The following is a 20456-nucleotide window of genomic DNA, read 5'->3' as shown; positions in this document are numbered from 1 at the left end:
CGTCAGGTGAAACCGAAGGGGCGGGTGTAGGCGACGGCCGGCTCGAACGCGCCGGCGACGCAGATGTGGGTGGTCACCCGGCCGTTCTCGGCCGCCACCAGCACATAGCCCGGCGGCTCGGCGGTCAGCAGCTCACGGCCGTCGGGCCGGCCCATGTCCACCGGCCTCAGGTCGAGCGTCACCTGGATGGAACTGGCCGGCGCGGTGGCCACCGGCCGGCCGGCCAGCAGGCCGTGGAAGGCGCGATGAACGTGACCGCACAGCACCACGCGCACCTGCTCGCGCTCGCGCAGGGTCTCGGCCAGCAGGCCGATCCAGGGCGCGTCGGGGTCGGGGTCCATCCAGCGGACGCCGGAGAGGATCGGCGGGTGGTGCATGACCACGATGGTGGGCGTGGACCGGTCCGCGTCAAGGGTCCGGGCCAGCCACGCCGCGCGGGCTTCGTCGAACCCGGAGAACTGGTGACCCTCGCTCAGGGTGTCGCAGACCACCATGCGCAGGCCGTCGAAGTCGACCGCGTACTGGACGAGGCCGGTCTCGTCGAGCGGCGCGAAGGGCCCGCCGAACACCTCCAGGAAGGGCGCGCGGCGATCGTGGTTGCCGAGCGCGAAATAGATCGGGATCTCCGCCTCGGCGAGGATCGCTTTCAGCGCGGCGTATTCCTCGGGCTTGCCATGGTCGACCAGGTCGCCGGAGGCGATGATGGCCACGGGCCGCGGCTTCAGCGCGTGGATCGAGGCCAGCACCTGGCGCAGGCGCTGTTCGTTGCGCATCTGGCTCAGCGGGTCTGCGGCCGTCGTGACGTGCAGGTCCGTGATCTGCGCGATCGTCAACACGAAAGCCTCCCCGGGCGCACGCGAACTGAAACGGGCTCGATTTAACTCAGTACGTGGCTTCAGCGCCGGCGGATGACCAGGTTGCGGATTTCGGTCATGTCTTCCATCGCGAATTTCACGCCTTCGCGGCCCAGGCCGGAGTCCTTGACCCCGCCGTAGGGCATGTTGTCGACCCGGTAGCTGGGCACGTCGCCCACCACCACGCCGCCGACGTCGAGCCGGTCCCAGGCGCGCATGGTCCGGAACAGGTCGCGGGTGAACAGCCCGGCCTGCAGGCCGAACTTGGAGTCGTTCACCTCGTCCAGGGCGGCCTCGAAGTCGGTGAATTTCGACAGGATGGCGACCGGGCCGAACGCCTCCTCGGCATAGAGCTTGGCGTCGTGGCCGACGCCCTCGACCAGGGTCGCCTCCAGCATGGCCCCGTCGCGCTTGCCGCCGCAGAGGACCTTGGCGCCGGCGGCCTGGGCGGCCTGGATCCAGTTGTCCAGGCGCGTGGCCTCCTTCACGTCGATCATCGGCCCGATGAAGGTCTTCTCGTCCTTCGGGTCCCCGGCGATCAGGGTCCTGGTCTTGGCCACCAGCCGCTCGCGCAGTTCGTCGTAGACCGCCGCGTGGATGATGATCCGCTGCACGCCGATGCAGGACTGGCCCGACTGGTAGAAGGCGCCGAAGATGATCCGCTCGACCGCGTCCTCCAGGTCGGCGCCGGAGATGGTCTCGTCGACGATCACCGCGGCGTTGCCGCCCAGCTCGAGGACCACCTTCTTCTTGCCGGCCCGGGCCTTCAGGTCCCAGCCCACGTCCGGCGAGCCGGTGAAGGACAGCAGCTTCAGCCGCTCGTCGGTGGTGAACAGGTCCGCGCCCTCGCGGTGCGCCGGCAGGATCGAGAACGCGCCCTTGGGCAGGTTGGTCTCGGCCAGCACCTCGCCGATGATCAGCGCGCCCAGTGGCGTGCGGCTGGCGGGCTTCATCACGAAGGGGCAGCCGACCGCCAGCGCCGGCGCGATCTTGTGGGCCGCCAGGTTCAGCGGGAAGTTGAACGGCGAGACGAACGAGCAGGGGCCGATCGGGACCCGCTTCCACATGCCCTGATAGCCCTTGGCGCGCGGCGAGATGTCCAGCGGCTGCACCTCGCCGGTGATCCGCACGCTCTCCTCGGCGGCGATGCGGAAGGTGTCGATCAGGCGCGTGACCTCGCCCTTGGCGTCGCGGATCGGCTTGCCGGCCTCGACGCAGAGCGCCAGCGCCAGCTCGTCGAACCGCTCGGTGAAGCGGGAAACGCAGTGGTTCAGCACCGCCTGGCGCTCATAGGCGGCCATCTCCGCCATCGGCTCGGTCGCCGCCACCGCCGCGGCGATGCCGGCGTCGATGGTGGCGGCGTCGGCCTGGGCGACCCGGGTCGCTTCCTTACCGGTGTATTTGTCGGTGACGACCAGGTCCTGGTTCGGGGTCTTCGCCGCGTTGGCCAGGTAGAGCGGATAGGAGGATTTGAGGGCAGGGGCGGACATGGGCGGATGGGCGCGCTTCGGTCGCTCAGACCTTGGCGCTCAGCTCCTTGATCTGCTTGTTGAGGATCGGGTCGTTGTCGGAATAGTCCACCGGGCAGTCGATCAGGTTCACCCCCGGCGTGTTCAGGCATTTCTCGAGGATCTTCGGCAGCTCGGCCGCCGAGCCGACCCGATGGCCGTTCGCGCCATAGCTCTCGGCGTACTTCACGAAGTCCGGATTGCCATAGGTCAGGCCCCAGTCCTTGAACCCCATGTTGGCCTGTTTCCAGCGGATCATGCCGTAGGAGCTGTCGTTGAGGATCAGCACGGTGATGTTGAGGCCCAGGCGGACGGCGGTCTCCATCTCCTGGCTGTTCATCATGAAGCCGCCGTCGCCGCAGATCGCCATCACCTTGCGGTCCGGATAGACCATCGAGGACGCCATGGCGCTGGGCAGGCCCGCGCCCATGGTGGCCAGCGCATTGTCCAGCAGCACGGTGTTGGCCATCCGCGCCGGATAGTTGCGCGCGAACCAGATCTTATAGACCCCGTTGTCCAGGCAGATGATGCCGTTGGCCGGCATGGCCTTGCGGATCTGGGCCACCAGGTGCTGCGGATAGATCGGGAAGCGGGCGTCGTCGACCTGGCCGGCGGTATGAGCCACCTCGGCTTCGCGCGCCTTCATCATCTTGGAGAAGTCCCATCCGCCCTGGGGCAGGATGTCTTCCTTGATCTGCCAGATGGCGTTGCCGATGTCGCCGATCACCTCGTACTGCGGGAAGTAGACCGGATCGACCTCGGCCGAGCGGAAGTTGATGTGGATCACCTCCGCGCCGCCCTTCTGCATGAAGAACGGCGGCTTCTCGATCACGTCGTGGCCGACGTTGATGATCAGGTCCGCCGCGCCCAGCGCGCGGTGCACGAAGTCGCCGGCCGACAGCGCCGCGCAGCCCAGGAACTTCGGGCTGGTCTCGTCGACCACCCCCTTGCCGAGCTGGGTCGAGACGAAGGGGATGCCGGTCTTCTCGATGAACTGGGTCAGCATCCGGCTGGTCATGGTGCGGTTGGCGCCGGCCCCGATCACCAGGATCGGCGACTTGGCCTTCTCGATCCGCCGGGCCGCGGCCTTGATGCACTTCTCGTCGGCGATCGGCCGGCGCGCGTTGCTCTTCGCAAACGGCGTGGAGTCGGTCTGCTCGTGGGCGATGTCCTCCGGGAACTCCAGGTGGACCGCGCCGGGCTTCTCCTCCTGGCCCAGGCGGAAGGCCTCGCGGATGCGCGAGGGGATGTTGTCGGCGCTGGCCAGCTGGTGGGTGTATTTGGTCAGCGGCCCCATCATCGAGACCACGTCGAGGATCTGGAAGCGGCCCTGCTTGGAGCTTTTGATCGGCTTCTGGCCGGTGATCATCATCATCGGCATGCCGCCCAGCTGGGCATAGGCCGCGGCGGTCACGAAGTTGGTGGCGCCGGGGCCCAGGGTGGCGACGCAGACCCCGGCCTTGCCGGTGTGGCGGCCATAGGTGGCGGCCATGAAGCCGGCCCCCTGCTCGTGGCGGGTCAGGATCAGCCTGATCTTCTTGGAGCGCGACAGGCTGTCCAGGAAGTCCAGGTTCTCTTCGCCGGGAACCCCGAAGACGTACTCGACGCCTTCTTCCTCCAGGCAAGCGACAAACAGGTCAGAAGCCTTGGTCATGTGCGTGCGCCCCCACTCGGCCAGCTCTTGGACCGATCCCGCGATTGGCGTCCATTTGCGCCAGTTTGTGAAGAGGGATCGGCGTTCGGCGTAAAGAACCTTGGCCTTGGGGGCTTAAGCTCGGCCCAAATACGTTGTTATCTAGCGGCCGGGGACTGGCTGAGGCGCGCTAGGGGCGTCCTGCGCGCGGGCCAGGCATCTGGGGAAACGAGAAATGGCTGTATCAGACCACGTCGACCTTTCGACCTTCATCGAGGGCGTGAAGAAGCGCAATCCGGGCCAGCCGGAGTTCGTCCAGGCGGTGACCGAGGTCGCCGAGGACATCTACGACTTCATCCAGGACAAGGAGGCCTACCACAAGGCCCAGATCCTGCGCCGCATCGCCGAGCCCGACCGGGTGCTCTCCTTCCGCGTCTGCTGGCAGGACGACAATGGCGCCATCCGCGTCCAGCGCGCCTGGCGGGTGCAGAACAACAACGCCATCGGCCCCTACAAGGGCGGCCTGCGGTTCCACCCGACGGTGACCGAGAGCGTGCTGAAGTTCCTGGCCTTCGAACAGACCTTCAAGAACGCGCTCACCGGCCTGCCCATGGGCGGCGGCAAGGGCGGGTCGAACTTCAACCCCAAGGGCAAGTCCGACAACGAGGTCATGCGCTTCTGCCAGAGCCTGATGACCGAGCTCTATCGGCACATCGGCGCCGACGTGGACGTGCCGGCCGGCGACATCGGCGTGGGCGGGCGCGAGATCGGCTACATGTTCGGCCAGTACAAGCGCCTGACCAACACCTTCGAGGGCGTGCTCACCGGCAAGGGCCTGGAGTACGGCGGCAGCCTGATCCGCACCGAGGCCACCGGCTATGGCGCCACCTACTTCCTGCAGAACATGCTGAAGACCCAGGGCAAGGACATCGACGGCCACACGATCGTCATTTCCGGCTCCGGCAACGTGGCCACCCACGCCGCCGAAAAGTGCCACGCCCTGGGCGGCAAGGTGGTGACGCTTTCCGACTCCGAGGGCTTCATCCACGACCCGGCGGGCATGACCCAGGCCAAGATCGACTGGGTGAAGGAGCTGAAGAACAAGCGCCGCGGCCGGATCAGCGAATACGCCAAGGAGTTCAAGGGCTCCGAATTCCACGCCGGCAAGACGCCGTGGGGCGTGAAATGCGACCTGGCGCTGCCGTGTGCGACCCAGAACGAACTGCTGGGGCCCGACGCCGACACCCTGCTGAAGAACGGCTGCATCGCCGTCTCCGAGGGCGCCAACATGCCGTCCAACCTCGACGCCGTGCACAAGTTCAAGGCGGCCGGCATCCTCTATGCGCCGGGCAAGGCGGCCAACGCCGGCGGCGTGGCGGTCTCGGGGCTGGAGATGAGCCAGAACTCGGCCCGCATCTCCTGGAAGGAAGAAGAGCTCCAGCGCCTGCTGCAGGACATCATGAGCGGCATCCACGAGCGCTGCGCCGAATACGGCGGCAAGAAGGGCTCCAAGGTCATCGACTACGTCCGCGGCGCCAACATCGCCGGCTTCAAGAAGGTCGCCGACGCCATGCTGGCCTACGGGGTGGTCTGACGCCGACGCACCGACAGGACGCGTCCGCGTTCGCGCCGAAGGCCCTGGTCTTCGACGTCTTCGGCACCGTCGTGGATTGGCGCACCAGCGTCGCCGCGGCGGTGCGGGCCTTCGCCGTGCGGCATGGCCTGCGGCTCGATCCGGAAAGGTTCGCCGACGCCTGGCGGGCCGGCTACCTGCCGGCCATGCAGCGCGTGCGGAGCGGCGAGCTGCCCTGGACCAAGCTCGACCGCCTCCACCGCCTGATCCTCGACCAGGTGCTGGCCGATTTCGGGGTGGGCGGCGTTCCGGAGCCGGAGTTGGCGGAGCTCAACCGCGCCTGGCGCCGCTTGACGCCCTGGCCGGACGCCGTGCCCGGCCTCACCCGGCTGCGGCGCGGGTTCACCATCGCGCCGCTCTCCAACGGCAATATCTCCCTGATGATCGATCTGGCGCGGTTCGCGGGCCTGCCGTGGGACTGCATCCTGGGCGCGGAGCTGGTGCGCCACTACAAGCCGGACCCCGAAGTCTATCTCGGCGCCGCCGCGTTCCTCGACCTTGCGCCCGCCGAGGTGATGATGGTCGCCGCCCACCTGGGCGACCTGCAGGCGGCCAAGGCCGTGGGCCTGTCGACCGCCTTCGTGGCCCGCCCCCTGGAGTATGGCCCGGCCGGGGGTGCGGACCTCGAAGCCGACCGCTTCGTCGACCTGACGGCCAGCGACTTCGTCGACCTGGCGGCTCAGCTGGGGGCGTGAGCGCGCGGACCGCTCCCGATCCTCAGCGCGCCGGCGCCGCGCCCATGTGGCTGGCGATCATCTCTTCGACGACGTCGATATCCACGTCCTTCAGGCTCCTGAACCTGACGCAGTAGCCGGTGACGCTGGCCTTTCCGAGCCGCTTTCCATAGGTCTCGGACAGGTAGGTCTTGTCGTCCAGGCCCACGATGTAAACGGAAATCCCGGCCGTGTTTGCGCTCAGGCCCACCCGGTAGAATTCCCGGCTGTCGCCGCCGGCGTAGGTCAGCGTCTGGGACCCGTATCCAATATTCGGATTGGAGACGACCTTCCCTTGGTCGTTTCGTCCATCGAGGAACCAGAGCCTGCAGCCTGGCGCCGACTTGAGGACGAGTTGATGCAAGGCCTGCATGTCGTCGCGTTTCGGCGGCGCCTGGTCGGCGATATAGCCATCGATCTGCGCCTGCACGGTCATGCCAGGATCCTCCCCGAGCCGGTCTTCCGGCGTCTTACCGGAACGACGAACGAGCCCGGCGGAATTCGACAGGGTTGGGCGGATTTTCCCGACGTCGCCGGCGCTGGGCGCCCTATTTCCCGGCCGCCGCGGCGGCCTTGGCGGTCGCTTCCTCGTGGCGGGCGCCGGCCAGGATGTTGGGGAGCGAATAGTTCCCCTCGTGGCAGGCGTGCTCGTACATCAGCTTGTCCGTCCGGTACCACGAGAACTCGCCGCGCCAGGGGGCGGTGTAGGTCTTCGGATCGTCGACGGTGAACTGGTAGAGCAGCTCCTTGTCGGACACCGCGGTGAACCGCTCGGTCACCTTGGCGGCGCCGGAGACGATGAAGATCGGCCCGATCCGGAAGCTGTCGTCGTCGGGCAGGCCGATGGTCTCGACGACCAGGGTGTCGCCTTCCCAATGGCCGATGGAGTCGCCCATGCGGCTGTAGCTGGTCCTGGGGCCGTGCGTGTCGGTGATCGGCACGACGCGCACCTCGTCGCCGTATTCGGTGTGGATGGCGACGGCGGCCTTGGTGCGGACGATCTGCAACACGATCGCGAAGGTCAGGCTGACCAGCGGCGGCTGGCCCACGCCGGTCAGGCAGCGCTCGGGCGCGGGGCGATCTTCCGGGTTGTCGAAGCTTTCGGGCGGCGGCGGCCCGTGCATCGCCTTCAGGATCTCCGGGCGGTAGGGCAGCTTGCCGTCGGCCGGGTCGACCAGGATGCGGGTGCGCCGCTGGCCGCGCACGAGCGGCAGGCCGTCGATCTGGGTCATGAGCGCCGGCACTTCCGGATCGAGCCCCTGCGCGAAGAAGTCGGAGATCTGCTTGGCTTCGATGGCGGCCACCGCCGGCGCGTCGTGCTCGCTGACCACCAGGGCGGGCCACTTGGCCGGCGACTCGAACACCAGGACGTAGTTGTGCGACCAGGTCCCTTCGATCGTCGCGCGGGCCTGGCTGGGCGCGACGGCGGCGCGCGGCCCGGCGGCGGCGCTGGCGGCGGCGGCGCAGAGAGCGCAGGCGAGGAGGCTCCCGGCCAGTTTCCGTCTCATCGCCGATCCCCTCCCGCCGGCCGGCCCACGCCCCGCGCGCGGCCCAGCCGACAGAGTGGTCACCGAACGGCGTTCGTGACAATGCGGCGGAGTCTTGGTGGAACTCCGCGAACCCAGGCTCTAGGTTGATGACTCAATCATTCTTCAACCGTCATGGCCGGGCTTGTCCCGGCCACCCATAGACACTGCCATTCGCAAGCGAGATCACCGCATCTACGCCGCTCTTCATCCGGCGCCATCGGTGCGTATGGGTAGCCGGGACAAGCCCGGCTATGACGTTATATAAGAAAATCAATGTATTGGTTGAGTTTCCAGCCTAGGGCGCCCGGGGGCCGGGCCCCGCGCGCACCTCGCCTACCACCTCGCGGACCGCGGCGATGACCGCGTCGGGGTCGTCGTTGGGGATGTAGTGGCTGGCGTCGCTGACGGTCCGCTGCACGCCGCGGGAGGACCACCGCGCCATGTCCTGCTGCATCGCGGGCCAGGCCTTGTCCCACGCCGCGGCCTGCGCCGGGGACAGCTCGCCGGCCGGCGCCGGCTTTCCACGCGTCAGGACGACCACCGGCCTTGCGCCCAGGTTGCGATAGGCGCCGGCCTCGGCAAAGGTCTCGGGCAGCGCATCGCGTTCCGCCGCTAGCGGCCGGAGCGAGGTGGCGAAGAAGGCCAGGGCGATCTCCTTGGCTCGAGGCGGCATGGTCGCCGTCGATTCGGCGTGGTTGTTGCGGGCCGCCATCGCCACTAGGCGTGGCCCGCCTGTCCAGGCGAGGTTCCCGCCGAGGTCCTGCACGAAGGCGGTCATTCCGCCGCCCGACTTCTTTCCGAGCACCGCCTCGAAACGCTTCAGTTGATCGGGGTGCGAGGCGTCCACATAGACCAGGCCCGCGACCTGGTCGCCGTAGAGCCCCGAATAGGTGGTGATCAGCGGGCCGCCCATCGAAAGGCCGACCAGCACGAACGGTCCCGTCTCGCCGGCCGCGGCCAGGGTGGCGTGGAGGTCGTGCGCGGCGCCCAGGGCGTCATGGGGACCGGGCTTGTCGTCGCTCCAGACGATCCCGGCGCGGCTGTAGGCGCAGGCGCGGGTGATCTGCGCCACGGGGCTCATCACCTTGGACCAGGCCAGCGCGCCGAAGTAGTCGAGCCCGGTTTCGAAGACCACCGTCGGGCTTCCCGCGCCCCGGCACTCGATCTGCATCCGCCGCCCGCCGCCGATGTCGACGAGACGGCCGGGGGCCGGGTAGGCGGCCGCGACCTGCCGGCGTTCGACCTGCTCCCAGACCGCGCCGGTCGCCAGCAGGAGCGCGAGGCTCGCCACGATCGCGATCGCGGCCCATTTGAAGATGCTTTTCAAGCCGATCCCCTCATCCGCCGGCCGCAGGATGGCCCGGCCCGGCCTCGCTGTCCCGCGGTTCTTCCACGCGGCGGCGTGCGCCGTCGAGGTTCGCTCTCCAACCTGTCCCTGACAATCGGGGCGGCCGCCATGAGGGCCTAGCTGAGCACCTCGATCTCCAGGCTTGGGTAGACCCGCTCCCGGATGAGTTTCATCGCGTGCAACCGCACCTCGACCTTGGCGCGGGTCCGCTCCAGTTCGGCGACCGAGGCCGCGTCCAGAAGGCGGTCGCGCGCCGGGCGGGCGAGGGTGAGATGCGTCCGGTCGAAGGCCTGCGCCGGCAAACCGGCCGCGACGACCAGCGCATTCAAGCTGTCGCGCAGGCGTCGAATGGGCGCGGGTTGCTCGGGCGTGGACAATATGACCGCGGTCTCGGTGACCCGAGTCTCCTCGAACCGGATCGCGAGGCCTTCCGCGGGGTCGGCCGAGGCGATCGCCTCCAGGACCCCGGCTTTCAAGCCGGTCCAGAGGTCGTCCTTGCCGGCGTCGGGCCATCTCACCGGGACGATGGAGAAGACGGATATGTGCATGGCGCCCGCCGGCGTCCGGTGCAGCCCGGCCGAGCGGCCGCGCAGGACCTCGCTTTGGAACGCCGCGAGGCGCGCGAGGCTCCGGTCGTCGAACCGGCCTTGGACGCTGTAGCCGAGGCACGGCCGGCCCCAGAGTGGATCTTTGCGCAGGTGGACCTTGGCCATCCGGGCGAGGCTACCATCCGGCCCCACCGCCGCGCCAATGCCCAGCTTCCAGCCTTCGGCGACCTCGCAGGCGCCGCCATGGGCCGTCGCGCGTGAAGGCCGGTCGATGTGCGAAAATCCTTGACTCGCGGCCCGATCTATGTTCTCGTTTTGTTCATGTCGGATGCAGTGGCCAAGCACGAGAGAGCCGAGCAGATCCTGGGCGAGCTCGCAGAGCTCGGCCTGATGCTGGCCCGTGACCTGGCGGTGCAGGCCCGCGAAGCCGAGACGCCGGAAGAGCGGGCGGTGCTCACCGAAGCCTTCCACAAGACCTCGCGCACCGTGCGCCTGACGCTGGCGCTGAGCTTCAAGCTGGATCGGGATGCTTCGCGTGACGCCCGCGAGGCGGCGAGGGAGGCCGAGGCCCTGGCGGCCGAGGCTGAGCGGCGCGAGAGCCGGATCATCAAGCCGGCGCCTGGCCGCATAACCCCTGAGGAAAACCAGAAGCGCCGGGTGCGGAACATCCTCAACCGCCTGCTCTGGACCGAGGCCGAAGGCGACAGCGAGGAATACGAGGTTCTCCGCGAAGACCTGGACGCGCGCCTCTACGAAGCCTGCGACGCCCCAGGCTTCGCCGAGATGCCCATCGCGGTCCTGGCCGAGACGCTCGCCCGCGACATGCGGCTTACTGGTGAGTTGGTCATCACCACCGCAGAGACCCTCGTCCCGGCCAACACCAGCGCCCAGCCACCACTCGCCGACACCGGCTAAACTCCCGCTCATCCCGGCGAAAGCCGGGACCCAAGCTGAATTGATGCGCTCGTGCGGACGGCGCCGAGGCCCCGCGCGCCCCATGGGTCCCGGCTTTCGCCGGGATGAGCGGAAATCAAAGCCACGAACCCACGCGGAAGGCGGGCGGAGGAATCCGTCCGTGTGGTCCGTGTATTCCGGGGTTCCCGTAAGCGCCCTAAGGCGCCTGGGGCCCGAGGGTCGGCAGGCCGCGCGGCTTCACGCCTGCGGGCAGGCCCAGCGCCGTGAACAGCCGGTCCTGGCCGGTGCGCGGCGCCTCGCCGGGCGCATGGTAGCTGTGGCATTCGCTGCACTGGGCGCCGGCGAAGGCGGGCGTGTCGTGCTCGGTCTTGCCGTGGCACGCCTTGCAGGTGGCGATCCCCTCGATCAGGAAATCCTGGCTGCGGTCGGAGGCGGCGGCCTTGTGGCAGTCGGCGCAGGCCGCGGCGCCCGCGCCGACGCCCGCGTGGGCGGAGATCCCGTGGTTGAAGTCGCCCCAGGGCAGCATGCGCTCGGCGATGTGCACAGGCGCGATCTGCGCGCCCAGCGGGCCCGAGCCCGTGCGGATCGTGTGGCAGTCGACGCAGAGGCCGCCCGGCGCCATGGCGCGGCGCAGCACGCCCGGATCGACCTTCGGCCCGCCGGCCGCCGCGGCCGGCGCGCCCGCCAGCAGGCCGGGGACCTCGCGCATGTCGTGGTGCTTCAGGGCCTGCAGCCCGCCCGGGCCGCCGGCGAAGGCCAGGGAGTGGCAGGCGCCGCAGTCGCGCTCCATGGCGATCGGCTTGAAGCCGCCGCCGTCCGGCCGGTGGCAGGACTGGCAGGTCAGTGCGGTCCCATAGCCGCGCGCGGCGCCCAGCACGATCGCCTGGCGCGCCGCGCCGCCCAGCGGGTTCATGTGGATGCGGTGCGAGAAGGTGAGGCCGTTCTGCTCCACCGGATGGCTGGTGAGCGCCACCCGCTGCAGCCTGGGCTGGGCGCCGTCGAAGCCCACGGTCATCAGCGGGCGGAAGTCGGGGTGGCGGTTCCAGTCCGGCGTGTCGATCAGCTGGGTGTCGGAGAGCCGCATCTTCAGCCGGCTGTGGCAGGCGGCGCAGTCGTTGATCACCACCAGCGCCGGCTTGCCGGGCCGCAGGATGTCGGCGGTCTTGGGCGCCGCCGGATCGGGCGCGGCGGTGGTGTGCTCGCGGTGGCAGCTGGCGCAGCGGTCGCGCGGATGGTCGACCACCGTCTCGAAGACCGCGGCCACCTTGCCGTGCAGGGTCGGCGGCGGCGGCATGGCGCGGACCAGCCGCTGGTGCGGCGCGTGGTCGGCGATCAGCAGCGGCAGGAAGGGGCTGCCCTTGGCCTCGACCCGCGCGTCGATCTTCGCGGTGTCCGCGCCCTGCTGGTGGCAGGACAGGCAGGCGGAATCGCGCACCGCCACGAAGGCGCTGACGTGGCAGGCCTTGCAGTCCTTCTCCAGGAAGGCGTGGGCCTTGGAGAGCGGGCCGGTGGACCATTGCTGGTCGGGATGGATGCGGGCCTGGCCCATCAGGCCGCGCCCGGCCAGCGGGACGATCAGGCAGAGGAGGACGATCGCCACGCCCAGGGTCCAGGCCATCCGCCGGCGGCCGAACATCGTGGCCCGGAGCGAGAACAGGCCGGACGTCGGATGGTGTTCCTCGGCGTCCTTCTTGACCACGGTGACGGCGATGTCGCCCTCGTCGCCGCGGCTGACCACCAGCACATAGTCGCCGATCACGACGGTGTGGCTGCCGGTGATGTCGAGCTCGACCCGCGTCGTGGACTTGCCGTCCGCCAGGAACGGGTCGTCGCCATAGGCCTGGACCAGGATGCGGTCCTCGCCGACCACCTGCAGGACGGCGTGCTCGATCTCCACCGCCAGGTCGTCCAGGCAGATGTCGCACTGCTGGCCGCGGCCGATCACCGCCTCGCCCCAGTCGATCGTGCGGGTGCGGACGATCTCGCCGCCGCCGGCCTGGCGCGTGATCAGGCGAAGGGTGATCGTCTGGGTCATGTCACCAGTAGAGGAAGACGCTGACGATATGCACGGTGAGCGCCGCCAGCAGGGCGAAGGTGGCGGGAATGTGCACGAACAGCCAGGCTTCCAGAAGGGCGGTGATGTGCATCTGGCGGCGCGCGCGGGCCAGCACCTCGGCCTTGCGCCGCATCAGCTCCTCGATCTTCACCAGGGGCGCGGCGCCTTCGCCCTCGGACTCCCGCAACAGGATGTTCATGCGCGCGATCGCCTCGGCGTTGGCGCAGTCGTCGTAGCGCTCGAACAGCCGGCGCCAGAAGCCGCCGCCGATGTCGGTGTGCTCCAGGGACAGGCGCACGACCTGCGCCTGGTCGCGCGACAGGGGCTGGGCGGCTTCGTGGATCTGCCCATCCAGGGACTCGATCTGCGCCAGCATCTGCTTGCGGGTGGTCTCGCCGCGGTTGCCGCTGAGCGCATTGGGCAGGGTGGCGTAGGCCCAGACGCCCACCGCGCCGGAGGCGATCACCAGCAGCATCAGGGCGTAGGCCAGGGTGTGGACGTTCCAGCCGAAGTGGAAGCCGGTGTGCAGGGTGGCGATGACGATCAGCGACAGGCCCAGGTAGACGTGGGCCGAGACCCAGGCCTTCAACGAATAGTGGCCGTCGGTGATCACCCGCTTGCGGATGCCCAGCGCCGCCAGCCACAGGATCAGCAGGGCGGCGATGGTCCCCAGCACATAGCCCATGGCCGTGCCGCCGCTGGGGCCGGGCCGCAGGTGCCGCGCGTCGATCAGATAGGCGGCGGCGATCCCGACGCACATCAGGGCGGCCAGCTTGGCCCAGAGGAAGCTGCGGTGGCGCCAGAAACTCTCGTGCGTCGAGGTCTTGCGTCTCTGGGTTTGCGTTCTGACCCCCGCCAAGCGCCGCCCCTATCGTTCCAAGAGCGCCACGGAGAGGAATTCCTCCGGCGACACCCGGATCGCCGCGCCGGTGGGGCAGGCCCGCACGCAGGCCGGGCCGCCGGGTTTGCCGATGCACATGTCGCACTTGATGGCGACCTTGCCCTTCTCGACCTTGGGCTTCGGCTGCTTCTCGCGCCAGGCCTTGTCCGGCTCGCCGGGGCCGGGGCCGCGGCCGAACAGCATCCAGCTCCACAGCGGCGGCTTCTCCGGCGGCGGCTTGTCCATCTGGATCACGTTGTAGGGACAGTTGCGCTGGCAGTTGCCGCAGCCGATGCAGGCGTCGGAGATGAACACCTCGCCGTCCGGCCCGCGCTGGATGGCGTTCGGCGGGCAGTCGGTCATGCAGTAGGGGTGCTCGCAGTGCCGGCACGAGGTCGGCACGTGGATCATGGCGTAGGTCTTGCCGGCCTCGCGGTTGAGCCGCGACAGGCCGTCGTGGCTGTCGGCGCAGGCCTTCTCGCAATTGTCGCAGCCGACGCACAGGCTCTCGTCGATCAGGAGCACGTCGGTGGCCTCGCCGATCCCCTGGTCGATCAGGAACTTGGCGACCGAGGAATACATGTCCACCACGCCGCCGAAGCTGTCCTTCTGCTCCTCCACGAAGGCGTTGACCTTGCGGCGGTTGGCCATCTCGTCGCGCATCCGCGACAGCAGCTCCGGCTTCTTCTCCAGGACGCGGCGGAACGGCTCGGCGGGCAGCTTCACCACCTGCGAGCGGATGGCGGCCTTCACGGTCGCCGTGCGCCGGCCGCCATCCAGCAGCGCCATCTCGCCGGAGTAGGAGCCGGCCGGCACATAGGACAGGAACACGTTCTTCCCGCCGACCTGCTTCTCCACGATCATCGAGCCGGAGCGGATGATGAACAGGTCGCGGCCTTCGTCGCCCTCGGTCATGATCGGCTGGCCGGCGCGGATCTCCAGGGTCTCGGCCAGCGGCAGGACTTCGGTCAGGTCGGCGGGCGTCAGGCCCGACTTGAAGATCTGCAGGATCTGCCGCTCGGTGGTGATGCGGTTCACCGCCTCGCGGGCCTCCTGCACCTGGGCCATCAGCTTCAGCGCCGCGGTGCGGGGGATTTCGATGACGATGCAGTTCTCGCCCGCGCGGATGGTGGCGCCGCGCCGCCGGCCCGAGATCAGGCCCACCTCGCCGAAGATCGAGCCCTGCGGGATCGGCACGGTGATCGCCGGGTTCTTGGGGTCCACCTCCACCAGCACCGAGCCCTGGGCGATGCCGAACAGGGACGAGCCCACCTCGTTGCGCTGGAAGATCACCTCGCCGGTGCGGAAGGCGCGGACCTCGGAGTCGAGCAGGAATTCGCGCATCTGCAGGGGCGAGAGGCCGAACAGGATCTCCACCCGGCTGCGCAGGAACTCCAGCCACTGGGCGACGGAGAGCTTGCCGGGCAGGCTGGCGAGCTTCTCCTCCAGGATCGGCTCGTCCGCCGGCTTCAGGTCGGTGGCGCCGCAGATGTATTCCACGACGTCGTGGCCCTGGTTCATGCAGTGCTTGATCAGCGGATAGCCGGCGAGCGCCCCGATCACATAGATGCCGGGCGTGGTGGTCTCGAAGGTCGGCGTGAGCGCCGGGAAGGCGCTGGCCGCGTCGGAGGTGAAGGCCACGCCAGCGGCCTCCACGAACTTGCGCGGCGGCGAGGAGCCCATGCGCGCGATGATCCGGTCGCACTTGTGCCGCGCCTGGCCCTGGGGCGTGTCGACGGTGATCCAGCCGGCCTCGACCAGGTGCGGCGTGGTCTCGGCCAGGATGGTGATCCGGCCGGCGTCGCGCGCCGCCGTCAGCGCCTTGACGTTGGCGTCCTTGGCGCGGGCGAAGTCGGCCGAGCGGTTGACCAGGGTGACGACGTTGGCCTGGGCCGGGTCGGCGGCCAGGCCCAGCGCGTTCTCGATGCCCGCGTCGCCGCCGCCGAAGACGAAGATGTGCTCGTCGATGTACTCGGCCGGATCGTCCAGTTGGTACTGCACATGCGGCAGGGCCGCGCCGTCGCAGCGCATGAGGTTGGGGTTGCCTTGGGTGCCGATGGCCAGGACCACGGTCTCGGCGGCGACCACGTCGCCGTTGGTCAGCTGGATTTGGAAGTCGCCCATGGCGCCGGAGATCGCCTTGGCCTCGGCCTTGTAGCGGACGGTGACGCCGGCCGACTTGGCGTCTTGGTTCCACTGTTCGAGGACCTTCTCGCGCTTGCCGGCCTCGAAATCGCAGTCCGAGCGCAGCACCAGCTGCGAGGGCGTCGCCATGACATGCTTGCCCTTCTGGTAGCGGAAGATGGTGTCCGACAGGTGGTCGGTCTTCTCCAGAAGGATGTGGCTCACGCCCTTGGCGGCGGCGTGCGCGGCGGCGCTCAGGCCCGAGGGGCCCGATCCGATGATCGCAATCCGCACCTTGTCAGCCATGAAGCCGCCCCAACTTCCCCCAAGCTATACGACGTACGGCCTATAGCTCCACGCCCCAGTTCAACGCCCTGTGGAGCATCGGCACTTTTAGCATTTCCTGCGCCGTGACAATGCGCTCCGATAGCGCGGGCGGCGCAACAGAGGGGTTCTACGATTCCATGACGGCCGAGATCGGGCAATTTGCGCTCATTCTGGCCTTCCTTCTGGCCGCGGTTCAGGCCGGGGCGGGCCTGTGGGGCGCCAGGCGTGGCGAGCCGGTGCTGATGGCGCTGGGGCGCGCGGCGGCGGTGCTGCAGGGCGGCTTCGTGGCCCTGGCCTTCGCCTGCCTGGCGATCAGCTACGCGGTCTGCGACTTCTCCGTCGCGCTGGTGGCGGCCCATTCCAACAGCCAGCAGCCCCTGGCCTACAGGATCGCCGCCACCTGGGGCAGCCACGAGGGCTCGATGCTGCTCTGGGTGCTGGTGCTGGGGATCTACAGCGCTGGCATCGCCGTCTTCGGCCGCACCCTGCGCGAGACCCTGCAGGCCCGGGTGCTGGGGGTTCAGGCGCTGATCGCGCTGGGCTTCCTGGGCTTCCTGATCTTCACCTCCAACCCGTTCCTGCGGCTCAGCCCCGCGCCATTGGAGGGGACCGAGCTCAATCCGCTGTTGCAGGACCCGGGTCTGGTGACCCATCCGCCGCTGCTCTACATCGGCTACGTGGGCTTCTCGGCGGCCTTCGCCTTCGCCGCGGCGGCCTTGCTGGAGGGCCGGGTGGACGCGGCCTGGGCGCGCTGGGTCAGGCCCTGGGTGCTGGCCGCCTGGATCCCGCTCACCATCGGCATCACCCTGGGCAGCCTCTGGGCCTATTGCGAGCTGGGCTGGGGCGGCTGGTGGTTCTGGGACCCGGTGGAGAATGCTTCCCTGATGCCCTGGCTGCTGGGCACGGCCCTGCTGCATTCGGCCCTGGTGCTGGAACGGCGCGGCGCGCTGGCCTCCTGGACCATCCTGCTGGCCATCCTGACCTTCTCGCTCTCCCTGGTCGGCACCTTCCTGGTGCGCTCGGGCATCCTGACCAGCGTCCACGCCTTCGCCGTCGATCCGCAGCGAGGCATCTACATCCTGGGGCTGATCGGCGTGGCGACCGGGGCGGCGCTGGCGCTCTACGCCTGGCGGGCGCCCAGCCTGCGGGCCGGCGCGCTCTTCGCCTCGGTTTCGCGCGAAGGGGCGATCATCCTGAACAACCTCTTCCTGTCGGTGCTGTGCTTCACCGTCTTCGCCGGCACCTTCGCGCCGGTGTTCATCGAGCTCACCGGCAAGGACAAGATCTCGGTCGGGCCGCCCTACTACAGCTGGATCTTCGCGCCGTTCGCCGTGCCGCTGCTGATCCTGGTGGTGTTCGGGCCGATGCTGAACTGGAAGCGCGACAAGCTGTCCACCGTGCTGCGGCGGGTGCGCGTTCCCGCCGCCGTCGCGGCCGCCGTGCTGCTGCTGGGCCTGGTCAGCGTGGGCTGGAAGGGCGTGGTGGCGGCCGCCGGCCTGGCGCTGGCCGCCTGGCTGATCGCTGGCGCCGCGGCGATCCCGGGCCGGCGCTGGTGGGCGGGCCGCGCCAGCCTCGGCCGATCGATCCGCACCACGCCGCCGGGGATCCTCGGCCTTTCCATCGCCCACCTGGGCCTGGGCCTGCTGGTGCTGGGCGTCACCGGCGTCACCGCCTGGCAGACCGACAAGGTGCTGAACATGCAGCCGGGCCAGAGCACCACCTTCGCCGGGCGCACTATCGCCCTGCAGTCGGTCGCCCTGGCCGACGGGCCGAACTACCAGGCGCGCCAGGCGCGGTTCGCGATCACCGGCGCGGGCGGACCCTACACCCTGGTCGCTGAGCGCCGCGCCTACGCCACCAGCCAGACCACCGAGGCGGCGATCCACGTGAGCCCGCTCGGCAATCTCTACATCTCCGGCGGGGACGAGGCGGACGGCGGCATCGTGGTGCGGCTCTGGAGCCAGCCGTTCATCATGTGGATCTGGGTCGGCGGCTTCGTCATGGCCGGCGGCGGGTTGGTCTCGCTCAGCGACCGGCGTCTGCGCCTCGGCGCGCCGGTCCGGGCGGCCGCGCCGGCCGCCGGCCCGGTTCCGGCGGCCGCGGAATGAAGCGGCTCCTGTTCCTGGCGCCCATCGCGGTGTTCGTGGTGGTGCTGGTGGGCTTCATGGCCGGGCTGCAGCGCGACCCGTCGATCCTGCCGTCGATGCTGATCGGCAAGCCCCTGCCGGCCTTCGCGCTCGCGCCCATGCGGCCGGGCGGGCAAGGGTTCACCTCGGCCGAGCTGGTGGGCCAGCCGGTGATGGTCAATGTCTTCGCCTCCTGGTGTACGGTCTGCAAGGAGGAGCACCCGGTGCTGATGGCGCTGCGCGAGCAGGGTGTGAACATCGTCGGCCTCGACTGGCGCGAGGACGCCGACGCCGGCGCCCGTTGGCTCGCCGCCAACGGCGACCCCTACGCGAAGACCGGCAATGACGCCTCGGGCCGCATCGGCATCGACATGGGCGTCTCGGGCGCGCCGGAAACCTTCGTCCTCGATAAGCGAGGCCGCGTCCGCTACCGCCAGGTGGGCGAGATCACCCCGCAGGTCTGGAGCCAGACCCTCGGTCCGCTGATGGCCAGGCTGAGGGCGGAGTCTTGAAGCGCCTGATGCTGGCGGGGCTCGCGGCCCTGGCGTTCGCAGCCCCGGCGTTAGCCGTCACGCCTGACGAGCAGCTCAAGGACCCGAAGCTCGAGGCCCGCGCCCGGGCGGTCAGCCGCGAGCTGCGCTGCGTGGTCTGCCAGAACCAGTCGATCGACGACTCCGCCGCCCCGCTCGCCCACGACCTGCGGGTCATCCTGCGCGAGCGGCTGGCGGCCGGCGACACGGACCAGCAGGCCAAGGCCTACCTGGTCGCCCGCTATGGCGACTTCGTGCTGCTCAGGCCGCCGTTCCAGCCGGACACCTGGGCGCTCTGGCTGGGGCCGCTGGCGGTGCTGGCGGCGGGCGGCGCGGGCGCGGCCCTCTACATCCGCAGCCGCGCGCGGGCGAGCGACGCGCCGCTCAGCGCCGAGGAGGAGGCCGAGGCCGCGGCGCTGATGGCCACCCCTGAGCCGGCGACTCAAGAGAAACTGCCCTGATGCTCTGGATGATCCTGACCCTGATGGCGGCCCTGGCCGCGGTGGGCCTCGCCATTCCGTTGGTGCGCCGTCACGACGCCGCGCGGGTGGCGCGGGGCTCGACCGCCGAGGTGCTGAAGGGCCAGCTCGGCGAGATCGAGGCCCAGGCGGCGACCGGCGTCCTGCCACCGGCCGAGGCCGAGGCGCTGAAGGCCGACGTCAAGCGCCGGGTGCTGGCCGAGGGCCGCAAGACCGAGGCGCCATCGCGCCCGCTCGGCGAGCGGACGCTGCTGATCCTGGCGCTGGGCCTGGTCGCGGTGGTCGTGCTGGCGGCCACCGGCCTCTATCTGAAACTGGGCCAGCCGACGGCGGCGTCTTCGCCTACGCTCGCCCAGGGGCAGGGCGCCTTGCCGCCCGGCCATCCGGGCGCCGACACCAGCGCCATGATCGGCCAGCTCGAGGCCAAGATGAAGGCCCAGCCGAACGATCCGGAGGGCTGGCGGATGCTGGGCTGGTCCTACCTTCAGGTGGGGCGCAACGCGGAGGCGGCCAGCGCCTATGGCCGCGCCGCCGACCTCGACCCGCACAACGCCGAATATCGCTCGGCCGAGGGTGAGGCGACCGTGCTGGCCGCCGGCGGCCAGATCACGCCGCAGGCCGAGGAGGCGTTCAGGAAGGCGGTCTCGCTCGACCCCGCTGATCCGCGCGCCCGCTACTACCTGGCCGTGGAGAAGGACCAGAAAGGCGACGCCAAGGGGGCGATGGACGACTGGATCGCGCTCTTGAAGACCGCGCCGCCGGACGCGCCCTGGGCGCCGCAGGTGCGCGCCTTCGTCGAGAAGATCGCCGCCGACCGCCACATCGACCTCGCCGGCCGCCTGCCGCCCGCGACCGCGGCCCAGGCCGCGGAGACGCAGGGACCGCCATCGCCTTCCGGCGCGCCCGGACCCACCTCCGACCAGGTGGCCGCCGCCGGCCAGATGAGCGCCGCCGACCGCCAGGCGATGATCGCCGGCATGGTCGAGAAGCAGGCCGTCGAGTTGAAGGCCAATCCGCGCAACCTTGAGGGTTGGGAGCGGCTGATCCGGGCGCGCATGGTGCTGGGCCAGGCCGCCGCCGCCGCCCAGGCCTATCGCGACGCGGCCAAGACCTTCGCGGGCTCGCCGGGGGAACTTGCGACCCTGCGCCAAACGGCCACGTCGGCAGGGGTGCCCGGCGCCTGAAAAACAGCGTTCGGGTTTGACGGGCGGTTAACCTTAGGTCGGCGACAATCCCCTCAACAAATTTTGGGG

17 protein-coding genes are annotated in these 20456 nt (G+C 69.7%); 7 read left to right on the top strand and 10 right to left on the bottom strand.

Annotated features, from left to right (window positions below; all coding sequences use genetic code 11):
• Positions 1-2: 2 nt before the first annotated feature.
• Genes VGL85_RS16800 through VGL85_RS16790 form a run of 3 tightly spaced genes read right to left on the bottom strand, consistent with a single transcriptional unit; the run spans position 3 to position 4016 of the window.
• Positions 3-836: a metallophosphoesterase gene (locus VGL85_RS16800; protein WP_331590132.1), complete on the bottom strand. Its 834-nt coding sequence runs from the start codon at positions 834-836 to the stop codon at positions 3-5.
• Between the two features lie 59 nt (positions 837-895).
• Positions 896-2344, bottom strand: coding sequence for an aldehyde dehydrogenase family protein (locus VGL85_RS16795; RefSeq protein WP_331590130.1), 1449 nt, complete (start codon positions 2342-2344; stop codon positions 896-898).
• 25 nt (positions 2345-2369) lie between these two features.
• Positions 2370-4016 (bottom strand): acetolactate synthase large subunit, encoded by a 1647-nt coding sequence (locus VGL85_RS16790; protein ID WP_331590129.1) that lies wholly within the window; start codon positions 4014-4016, stop codon positions 2370-2372.
• A 214-nt stretch (positions 4017-4230) separates the two neighbouring features.
• Here VGL85_RS16790 and gdhA point away from each other — a divergent pair, with 214 nt between their 5' ends.
• Together gdhA and VGL85_RS16780 are read left to right on the top strand one after the other, a co-directional pair.
• Positions 4231-5589, top strand: a complete 1359-nt coding sequence (gene gdhA / locus VGL85_RS16785; protein WP_331590128.1) for an NADP-specific glutamate dehydrogenase — start codon at positions 4231-4233, stop codon at positions 5587-5589.
• Positions 5586-6323, top strand: coding sequence for a haloacid dehalogenase type II (locus VGL85_RS16780; protein WP_414695294.1), 738 nt, complete (start codon positions 5586-5588; stop codon positions 6321-6323). Before gdhA ends, VGL85_RS16780 begins: the two co-directional genes overlap by 4 nt.
• A 22-nt stretch (positions 6324-6345) precedes the next feature.
• On the opposite strand, the gene VGL85_RS16775 is transcribed toward VGL85_RS16780, so the two are convergent.
• From VGL85_RS16775 to VGL85_RS16760, 4 genes are all read right to left on the bottom strand, one after another.
• A complete protein-coding gene (locus tag VGL85_RS16775; RefSeq protein ID WP_331590127.1) occupies positions 6346-6777 on the bottom strand; it encodes a DUF1801 domain-containing protein in 432 nt (143 codons plus the stop codon).
• Positions 6778-6889: 112 nt separating this feature from the next.
• Positions 6890-7849 (bottom strand): hypothetical protein, encoded by a 960-nt coding sequence (locus tag VGL85_RS16770; protein ID WP_331590126.1) that lies wholly within the window; start codon positions 7847-7849, stop codon positions 6890-6892.
• Between the two features lie 316 nt (positions 7850-8165).
• Entirely contained in the window at positions 8166-9197 is a 1032-nt protein-coding gene (locus VGL85_RS16765; protein ID WP_331590125.1) for an alpha/beta hydrolase, read from the bottom strand.
• A gap of 137 nt (positions 9198-9334) precedes the next feature.
• The gene (locus VGL85_RS16760; RefSeq protein ID WP_331590124.1) at positions 9335-9931 is read right to left on the bottom strand and encodes a hypothetical protein; all 597 of its coding nucleotides are present in this window, start codon (positions 9929-9931) and stop codon (positions 9335-9337) included.
• A gap of 156 nt (positions 9932-10087) precedes the next feature.
• Here VGL85_RS16760 and VGL85_RS16755 point away from each other — a divergent pair, with 156 nt between their 5' ends.
• Positions 10088-10681, top strand: coding sequence for a hypothetical protein (locus tag VGL85_RS16755; RefSeq protein WP_331590123.1), 594 nt, complete (start codon positions 10088-10090; stop codon positions 10679-10681).
• A 196-nt stretch (positions 10682-10877) separates the two neighbouring features.
• Here the strand turns inward: VGL85_RS16755 and VGL85_RS16750 are convergent, their stop codons facing one another.
• Genes VGL85_RS16750 through VGL85_RS16740 form a run of 3 tightly spaced genes read right to left on the bottom strand, consistent with a single transcriptional unit; the run spans position 10878 to position 16047 of the window.
• Positions 10878-12716, bottom strand: a complete 1839-nt coding sequence (locus VGL85_RS16750) for a hypothetical protein (RefSeq protein WP_331590122.1) — start codon at positions 12714-12716, stop codon at positions 10878-10880.
• Between the two features lies 1 nt (position 12717).
• On the bottom strand, positions 12718-13596 hold the full coding sequence (locus tag VGL85_RS16745) for a hypothetical protein (protein WP_331590121.1): 879 nt from the start codon (positions 13594-13596) through the stop codon (positions 12718-12720).
• Between the two features lie 9 nt (positions 13597-13605).
• Positions 13606-16047 carry a cyclic nucleotide-binding domain-containing protein gene (locus tag VGL85_RS16740; protein WP_331590120.1) on the bottom strand — a complete coding sequence of 814 codons (2442 nt, stop codon included), beginning with the start codon at positions 16045-16047 and terminating at the stop codon, positions 13606-13608.
• Between the two features lie 158 nt (positions 16048-16205).
• On the opposite strand from VGL85_RS16740, the gene VGL85_RS16735 reads away from it, so the two are divergent.
• From VGL85_RS16735 to ccmI, 4 genes are read left to right on the top strand one after another with little or no spacing between them, the layout of a single operon-like run.
• Positions 16206-18176, top strand: a complete 1971-nt coding sequence (locus VGL85_RS16735; protein WP_331590119.1) for a heme lyase CcmF/NrfE family subunit — start codon at positions 16206-16208, stop codon at positions 18174-18176.
• Positions 18173-18706, top strand: coding sequence for a DsbE family thiol:disulfide interchange protein (locus tag VGL85_RS16730; RefSeq protein ID WP_331590118.1), 534 nt, complete (start codon positions 18173-18175; stop codon positions 18704-18706). The genes VGL85_RS16735 and VGL85_RS16730 overlap by 4 nt, the downstream gene beginning before the upstream one ends.
• Before the next feature lie 8 nt (positions 18707-18714).
• A complete protein-coding gene (locus VGL85_RS16725; RefSeq protein ID WP_331590117.1) occupies positions 18715-19185 on the top strand; it encodes a cytochrome c-type biogenesis protein in 471 nt (156 codons plus the stop codon).
• Positions 19185-20387, top strand: coding sequence for a c-type cytochrome biogenesis protein CcmI (gene ccmI, locus VGL85_RS16720; RefSeq protein WP_331590116.1), 1203 nt, complete (start codon positions 19185-19187; stop codon positions 20385-20387). Before VGL85_RS16725 ends, ccmI begins: the two co-directional genes overlap by 1 nt.
• Positions 20388-20456: the final 69 nt, after the last annotated feature.

The organism is Phenylobacterium sp. (genome assembly GCF_036501465.1).
Classification (GTDB): Bacteria; Pseudomonadota; Alphaproteobacteria; order Caulobacterales; family Caulobacteraceae; genus Phenylobacterium.
The sequence above is the reverse complement of the archived record's forward strand: the minus strand, read 5'-3'. Positions and strand labels throughout refer to the sequence as shown.

What these genes read in the sequence shown, in the direction of transcription:
- VGL85_RS16795 (WP_331590130.1), bottom strand. Translation starts at nt 2,344, where the DNA reads ATGTCCGCCCCTGCCCTCAAATCCTCCTATCCGCTCTACCTGGCCAAC.
- VGL85_RS16790 (WP_331590129.1), bottom strand. Translation starts at nt 4,016, where the DNA reads ATGACCAAGGCTTCTGACCTGTTTGTCGCTTGCCTGGAGGAAGAAGGC.
- gdhA (WP_331590128.1), top strand. Translation starts at nt 4,231, where the DNA reads ATGGCTGTATCAGACCACGTCGACCTTTCGACCTTCATCGAGGGCGTG.
- VGL85_RS16775 (WP_331590127.1), bottom strand. Translation starts at nt 6,777, where the DNA reads ATGACCGTGCAGGCGCAGATCGATGGCTATATCGCCGACCAGGCGCCG.
- VGL85_RS16770 (WP_331590126.1), bottom strand. Translation starts at nt 7,849, where the DNA reads ATGAGACGGAAACTGGCCGGGAGCCTCCTCGCCTGCGCTCTCTGCGCC.
- VGL85_RS16760 (WP_331590124.1), bottom strand. Translation starts at nt 9,931, where the DNA reads ATGGCCAAGGTCCACCTGCGCAAAGATCCACTCTGGGGCCGGCCGTGC.
- VGL85_RS16755 (WP_331590123.1), top strand. Translation starts at nt 10,088, where the DNA reads ATGTCGGATGCAGTGGCCAAGCACGAGAGAGCCGAGCAGATCCTGGGC.
- VGL85_RS16750 (WP_331590122.1), bottom strand. Translation starts at nt 12,716, where the DNA reads ATGACCCAGACGATCACCCTTCGCCTGATCACGCGCCAGGCCGGCGGC.
- VGL85_RS16740 (WP_331590120.1), bottom strand. Translation starts at nt 16,047, where the DNA reads ATGGCTGACAAGGTGCGGATTGCGATCATCGGATCGGGCCCCTCGGGC.
- VGL85_RS16735 (WP_331590119.1), top strand. Translation starts at nt 16,206, where the DNA reads ATGACGGCCGAGATCGGGCAATTTGCGCTCATTCTGGCCTTCCTTCTG.
- VGL85_RS16730 (WP_331590118.1), top strand. Translation starts at nt 18,173, where the DNA reads ATGAAGCGGCTCCTGTTCCTGGCGCCCATCGCGGTGTTCGTGGTGGTG.
- VGL85_RS16725 (WP_331590117.1), top strand. Translation starts at nt 18,715, where the DNA reads ATGCTGGCGGGGCTCGCGGCCCTGGCGTTCGCAGCCCCGGCGTTAGCC.
- ccmI (WP_331590116.1), top strand. Translation starts at nt 19,185, where the DNA reads ATGCTCTGGATGATCCTGACCCTGATGGCGGCCCTGGCCGCGGTGGGC.